The organism is Micromonospora sp. NPDC048930, assembly GCF_043197935.1.
Classification (GTDB): Bacteria; Actinomycetota; Actinomycetes; order Mycobacteriales; family Micromonosporaceae; genus Micromonospora.
This window is the reverse complement of sequence record NZ_JBICUB010000011.1, coordinates 213,216-219,456: the sequence shown is the minus strand read 5'-3', so window position 1 is coordinate 219,456 and position 6,241 is coordinate 213,216. Positions and strand designations below refer to the sequence as shown.

At 72.8% G+C, this 6,241-nt stretch carries 8 protein-coding genes; 3 read left to right on the top strand and 5 right to left on the bottom strand.

Features of this window, described 5'->3' with window-relative positions; genetic code table 11:
* The first annotated feature begins 344 nt into the window (after positions 1-344).
* Positions 345-1,025, top strand: a complete 681-nt coding sequence (locus ACGFI9_RS26845; RefSeq protein WP_393182153.1) for a LysE family translocator — start codon at positions 345-347, stop codon at positions 1,023-1,025.
* Between the two features lie 159 nt (positions 1,026-1,184).
* Positions 1,185-2,018, top strand: a complete 834-nt coding sequence (locus ACGFI9_RS26840; protein ID WP_393182138.1) for a mechanosensitive ion channel domain-containing protein — start codon at positions 1,185-1,187, stop codon at positions 2,016-2,018.
* 23 nt (positions 2,019-2,041) lie between these two features.
* Here ACGFI9_RS26840 and ACGFI9_RS26835 read toward each other — a convergent pair whose 3' ends face one another.
* The 3 genes from ACGFI9_RS26835 to ACGFI9_RS26825 form a co-directional block, all read right to left on the bottom strand.
* A complete protein-coding gene (locus ACGFI9_RS26835) occupies positions 2,042-3,259 on the bottom strand; it encodes a MalY/PatB family protein (protein ID WP_393182135.1) in 1,218 nt (405 codons plus the stop codon).
* 179 nt (positions 3,260-3,438) lie between these two features.
* Positions 3,439-3,801 (bottom strand): hypothetical protein, encoded by a 363-nt coding sequence (locus ACGFI9_RS26830; RefSeq protein WP_393182133.1) that lies wholly within the window; start codon positions 3,799-3,801, stop codon positions 3,439-3,441.
* A gap of 25 nt (positions 3,802-3,826) precedes the next feature.
* A complete protein-coding gene (locus tag ACGFI9_RS26825) occupies positions 3,827-3,997 on the bottom strand; it encodes a hypothetical protein (protein WP_393182131.1) in 171 nt (56 codons plus the stop codon).
* Between the two features lie 100 nt (positions 3,998-4,097).
* Here ACGFI9_RS26825 and ACGFI9_RS26820 point away from each other — a divergent pair, with 100 nt between their 5' ends.
* On the top strand, positions 4,098-4,754 hold the full coding sequence (locus ACGFI9_RS26820) for a TetR family transcriptional regulator (RefSeq protein WP_393182129.1): 657 nt from the start codon (positions 4,098-4,100) through the stop codon (positions 4,752-4,754).
* 12 nt (positions 4,755-4,766) lie between these two features.
* On the opposite strand, the gene ACGFI9_RS26815 is transcribed toward ACGFI9_RS26820, so the two are convergent.
* Together ACGFI9_RS26815 and ACGFI9_RS26810 are read right to left on the bottom strand one after the other, a co-directional pair.
* On the bottom strand, positions 4,767-5,393 hold the full coding sequence (locus ACGFI9_RS26815; protein WP_393182127.1) for a VOC family protein: 627 nt from the start codon (positions 5,391-5,393) through the stop codon (positions 4,767-4,769).
* A 31-nt stretch (positions 5,394-5,424) separates the two neighbouring features.
* A complete protein-coding gene (locus tag ACGFI9_RS26810; protein ID WP_393182125.1) occupies positions 5,425-6,183 on the bottom strand; it encodes a DUF1223 domain-containing protein in 759 nt (252 codons plus the stop codon).
* Between the last annotated feature and the right edge of the window lie 58 nt (positions 6,184-6,241).

Here is a 6,241-nt window from a genome sequence, read left to right as displayed (position 1 = left end):
GCGCGGCCGAACGGGCCGACTGCGCCGCCGCACCCCGACCGAGCGGGTCAGTCCCGGTGAGCTGCCGATACACCGGCCAGCCCTGGATGAAGGTCCGCACACCCATCCCGGAACGCCCCATCCCCGCCGACGGAAGCTGACCACCTGAAGATATGGGCAGCCACCCGGCGCCCCTGGGCATCAGGGGAATTTCCCCCCGGGAGCGTGGCCCGGAGCGGTGGCGGCTGGCAACGCCGAGACCGGCGAGGACGTGGCGGGGCGTCGGCCGCGCTCGAACACCGGGTCGTCGCCCTGGAACCGACCGCCGGGTCACGCAGCCACCGGCGCCTGCACCCGACCTTGGCATCGACTGGGCCGCCGAGAAGGGACAGGATGTCCCCATGGATCTTGTTGCTTCCCTGCCCGCGTTCGTCGTCGCGGTCGTGCTGATCTCGGCGTCACCAGGTCCAGCGATGGCGTTGATCATGCGCCGCGCCGCGATGAAGGGCTTCTCCGGCGCCATCCCCACGGTGCTTGGCCTGGAAGCCGGCCTCTACCTCTGGGCGCTGTTCGCCGCCGCCGGGCTGGCCGCTCTGGTGGCGGCCTCGGAGGTCGCCTTCATCGTGCTCCGGGTCGTCGGCGCGGGATTCCTGCTGTACCTGGGCGTCAAGGCGTGGCGGACAGCGTGGCGCAGCCGCAGGGCCGGTACAGGTCTGGAACTCGACCACAGCGCACCATCGAGTCGTGGCTGGGGGAAGGCGTTCGGTGAGGGTGCCGTGGTGATGCTGGCGAACCCGAAGGCCGCCGCGTTCATGATCGCGTTCTACCCGCAGTTCGTTCCCGCGGACCGGCCCCTGTTCGCCACCACGGCACTCCTCGCGCTGCTGCAGGTCGCTGTCGAGATCGCCCTCTATCTCACGCTGGCGGCGGTGGTGGGGCGTGCGGGCGCGTGGTTCCGCCGGCCAGCGGTACGCCGTCGGCTCGATGCCGTCAGTGGGACCGTTCTCATCGCCCTCGGCCTGCGCATGGCGCTCGAGGCCCGGTAATCGTGGATCGCGCCGCGGACCGGCCCGCACCACCGTCGGCGGCCGGACGGTGGTGGGTGAGGCCGCCGCGGGCGTCAGACCTCGCGGGCGTCGGGTAGGGCCCCAGGGCGACGCGGGTAGGGTCGCTGCCGGCGATCGGCTGGTGGAGGGAGCGGCACGATGTGGCGGAATGCGGCCCGGGGCAACGGCGGGACAGCACACGCTCCCGGTCCCCTCGACCCGTCGCGCCTGTTCGAGCTGCGCGTGCGGCCCGACTTCCGCAGGACGGTGGTGTTCGGGCTGGTCGCGCTCGTCGCGCTGATCGCCGGCCACGGGGTCGGTGGGGTGCACGCCACCGCGATCCGCAGCCGGCTCATCGCGTACGGCTGTGCCGTCCTCGTCGGCGTCTTCGGCGTGGCCGGCAGCCGCACCGCCGCCCGTGAGGTGCACCGGATCGCCGTGGCGCGGGCCGGCGAGGTGGCCGGCACCCCGCTGCGGCTGGTGGTGCTGCTCGGGGGATACCTGGTCTCCGCCATCGTGGTGTGCGACCTGGTCAGCCTCGAACTGAGCCAGCTTCTGGTCGGTGGCGCGATCACCGGCATCATCCTGGGTCTTGCCGCCCAGCCGGTGCTGGGCAACCTGTTCGCGGGCCTGGTGCTGCTGTTCGCCCGACCGTACGTGCCGGGGCAGCGGGTCCGGGTGATGTCCGGCGCGATCAACGGCCCGCACGTCGGTGTCATCGTCTCGGCAGGACTGCTGTACACCGTGCTGGACACCGCTGACGGGCCGCTGAACATCCCGAACTCGTCCTTGCTCGCCTCGGCGGTCGGCCCGGCACCCACCGAGCCGAACCCGGCCGAGGATGACGTCCCCGCGACGATGCCCTCCGGCGCCGTCGCGCCGCCGACCCAGGACGGCGCCGTCCTCGCCACCGTCGTCGCGGGCGCCGAAGCCGGGGTCAGCAGCGGCGACGAGGCCAACCGCGGCAGCGACCGCCGGCACACCGACGCCTGACCCGCGGTCCCCGACTCCGCCGCCTACCCGTAGACCGCCCGGCCCATGCGGGTGACGGCCTCGGTGAGGATCGCGGGCGAGGTGGCGAAGTTGAGTCGTACGCGGCCCGCCCCGCCGGTGCCGAAGACGTGCCCGGAGCTGAGGGCGACCCGCGCGCGGTCGAGGAACATCTTCGCGGGCCCCGCGACGTCACTGGCCACGCCGGGTTCGCCGGCCGGCCGCTCGGTCGCGATGCCCAGCGCGGTGCAGTCCAGCCAGGCCAGGTAGGTGCCCTCGGGGCGGTGGTACGTCACCGACGGGAGGTGCTTCTCCAGCAGCGCCGCCAGGAGCGTGCGGTTGTCGTCGAGGCCGTCGAGGAGGAGGTCGAGCCACTGCCCTCCGGCGCGGAACGCGGCGGTGTGCGCGATGACGCCAAGGTGGCTGGGTCCGTGGCTGACCTCTTCCGGCATCCGCCGCAGGTCGGTGACGGCCTGCGGCCCGGCGATCGCCAGCGCGGCCTTGAGGCCGGCGAGGTTCCACGCCTTCGACGCGGAGGTCAGGGCGAACGCGTTCTCGGCGCCGGCCACCGTGAGGTACGGGGTGAACCGTGCCCCCGGGAGCGCCAGGGGCGCGTGGATCTCGTCGGAGATCACCCGCAGGCCGTGCCGGTCGGCCAGCGCGGCTACGGCCTCGAGCTCGTCCCGGCGGTGGACGACACCGGTCGGGTTGTGCGGGTTGCACAGCAGGAACGCCGGACGGCGGCCGCAGGCCCTGGCCCGGCGGAATGCCTCGTCGAGAGCGGCCGGGTCCATCCGCAGGTCGGGCGCGAGCGGGGCCTCGATCACCTGCCGGCCGGCGTGGCTGACGAAGGCGTAGAAGGGCGGGTACACGGGGGAGCAGAGCACCACCGCGTCGCCGGGGTCGGTCACCAGTCGGAGCACCTCGACGATGCCCATCATCACGTCGGGTACGACCGCGGTGTGGTCGACGCGGAAGGTGTGCCAGCCCCAGCGCCGGGCGGCGAACTCGCCGAGCGCCTCGGCGTACGCCGTCCCGTGGGCGTATCCGGTGTCACCGAGGTCGATCGCGCGGCGCAGCGCGTCGGCCACCGGGGGAGCGAGGGGTACGTCCATCTCGGCGACCCAGAGGGGGAGCACGTCGGGCGGGTGCATGCGCCACTTCACGCCGGTGCGTTGCCGGAGTTCGTCCAGTGTGAGCAGGGCGAGCGGATTGCGGTCGACGGAGGGGGTGGGGCTGGCCATGGCGCCCACCCTAGGCGGTACGTCGACGCCGTTCCGGCCCCGAGCCGGCATGGTGCGCCGGGTGATCAAACTGGGCCGGGCGACGGGTGGGCTGAAGAAGGCCGTCGGCGCGGTCGTGTGGCCGCAGCCTCCCGCACAAGCGGACGGAGTTCGCCGGGTACGTCGATTAACCGGGATTGTCAGCCGCCCAGCTGCCAGGTCAGCCCATCGCTGCCGATCCGGCTGATCAGCAGGACGGCCAGGATGGCCAGGTCCAGGATGCCGAGCACGACGCCGAGCCGACCGCCGAGGCGGCCGAAGCGGCCACCCCGTGGGTCCCGGGCGGCACGCAGGCCGAGCACGATGGCGAGTGGCCCGAAGACGATGTTGAAGATGAACATCCCGGCGCCGCCGAGCATGAGGGCCGCGGCGGCCCGTCCGTCCAACCTGGCCGGCGGGGTGGCGGAGGGTGCGGGCCGGCCGGGCGTGCGGGGTCGTTCCTGGGGGGACGGGCGCCGTCGCCCCTCGGCGGCGGCCGAGCGTTGCTGGGTCCGGACGGACACGGTGGCTCCCTTCGGCGTCGAGAGGTCAGCCTTCGCGGGCGCGGCGGCGGGCCAGCAGCCCGGTGCGACGGGTCAGGAACAGGACCACGCCGGCCACGAACCCGGCGGCGGAGAGGCAGAGGAAGGGCTGGTCGGCGAAGGCCGTGGTGCCGATGACCAGGACGGCGAGCCAGAGTGCGGCCATCATTCCGAGCATGCTGTCCTCCTTCCCGGAGGGACCGGGTGCGTGAACACTTGTTCACTGAAGCTGAGCGTAGGGGATCCGGACTATCGGTGCACGGGTGTTTACTGGTGACGTGGCCCATACCCGAGAAGGCGCCGAGGCCCGCGGCCGCGCACAGCGCAAGGAACTCACCCGCCAGGCGCTGCTGGATGCCGCCCTGCGACTCCTGGCCGACCGGGGTCTGAGCAGTCTCAGCCTGCGCGAGGTGACCCGTGCCGCCGGCATCGTGCCCGCCGCCTTCTACCGGCACTTCGACGACATGGGCCAGCTCGGGGTGGCCCTGGTCGAGCAGTCACTGGGCGGGATGCGCGGTGCCGAGCGCATGGTCCGGGTCGGGTTGACCGGCAGCGACGAACTGATCGAGCAGTCCATGGCGGCTCTCGTCGACGACGTCCGCCGCCACCCAGAGGGCTACCGGTTCCTGGCCCGCGAGCGGTACGGCGGGGTCGCCGTGGTCCGCCACGCCATCGAGGAAGAGCTTCAGCGCGGGGCCGACGAACTCGCCGCCGACCTGATCCACGACGACCTGAACGCCACCGCGGGCTACCTACGGGAGTGGCCGGCGGAGGACCTGCGGATGGCGACGGCACTCATCGCGAACCACATGTGGCAGACCGCGGCGGCGCTGCTCGAGGTGATCGACAACCCCGTCGCGACGGCGGCCCTGCGGGACCGGGTGACCCGCCAGCTCCGGCTGATCGTGCTCGGCTGTCGCAACTGGCGTGGCTGACCGGATCCGGACCTACCGGGGCGGCGCCGCCCCGGTCTGCTCGCTCACCATGTACTCCGCGTACCAGTCTGGCCAGTTCGGGTCCGTCTTGCCGGTGCGCTTCTCGTGCTCGCCGTGGGCCGCCGCCGCCCGCCGCATCGCGCCCGCCAGGTCGCTCGCGGAGCCGAACGAGGACCCCGCGGCGTCGACCCGCCCGGGAAGCCGGCTGGTGATCTCCTGCAGCAGCCAGGTGTTGCCGTCGGGATCGCTGAACGAGGCGCGTGAGACGTAGCTGCGACGCTCGGGATCCACGCCCGTGACCGGGCCGTCCGGGCCGGCGTGGTACACCTCGCTCACCGCGACACCAGCACCGACCAGCGTGTTCCGGGCCGCCTCGATGTCGGAGACGATGAGGTACTCCTTGGCCGAACCGGGTGCGGCCGCCGTCAGGTTCGGGCCGAACTGGACCGAGCACCCGGAGCCGTGCGGGGTGAACTGGATGACGCCCGGCGGCGTCCGGTCGAGCCGCCACCCGAGGCGTCCGTAGAACTCCTTGGCGCGATCGACATCCGAAACCGGGATGACGACCACCTCGAGCTTCATGTCGATGCTCTGGATGCTCGTCGTCCCGGTGTCGTCGCTCCGGACAGTCGGGCTCATCGTGGCCTCCCTCTGCCGTCACCAGCAGCTCTCATCGCGGTTCGGCGGCCACCTCGACCGCCGTGGCGCCGGTGATGGCCCGGTTCCCGTCGCGCTGCGCGTACCCGACCACCGCGGCCTGTCGAGGATCGAGATCCGGGGGCGTCTCCAGTTCCACCCGTCCGCGCTCGGTGTCCAGGCCCACCGACGTGAAGGCGCGCACCACGTTGTCCTGCCGCAGGGTCCGCCCGGCGTTCTCACCCCGGGCGACCTCGCTCACCAGGCCGCGTTCCACGACCGCGACGTTCAACACGGTTGGCGCCAGCGGCCGCTCGGTCTCGTAGTCCACCACCACCCGGTGCCGCCCGCCCGCGCCGTCGGCGGCGTCCGCCACCGACAGGGCCAGCGGTGTCGTGGCCGCCGTGGTCAGGGCGGCCGCGATCGTCGTCGCCGCCCGTCGGCGGTCGGAGCCGACGAACTCGACGGTGCCGTTGACGACCATCTGCGGGGTGTACAGCTGCCCGGAGCCGAAGGCCCGCGCGTACGCCTGCTGCCGGGCGCTGTACGCCGCGTCGCCGAACGGGTCGGGCCAGCCCAGGTAGTCCCAGTAGTCGACGTGAAATCCGAGGGCGAAGACGGGCTGCCCCTGCCTGCGGGCGTCGCGCTCGATCTCGGACAGCACTTCCTCCGCCGGCGGACAGCTCTCGCAGCCCTGCGAGGTGAACATCTCCACGACGGCGAAGCCGGCGCCCGCCGGTGGCGGATCTGGCGGCGGGAACCGGTTCGACCCGGTGCGCGATCGGTCCGTCATGGCGCCTCCCCTCCGTCAGCTACCGGCGGCCCTCCGATTCCCCGTTCCGCCGCGACCA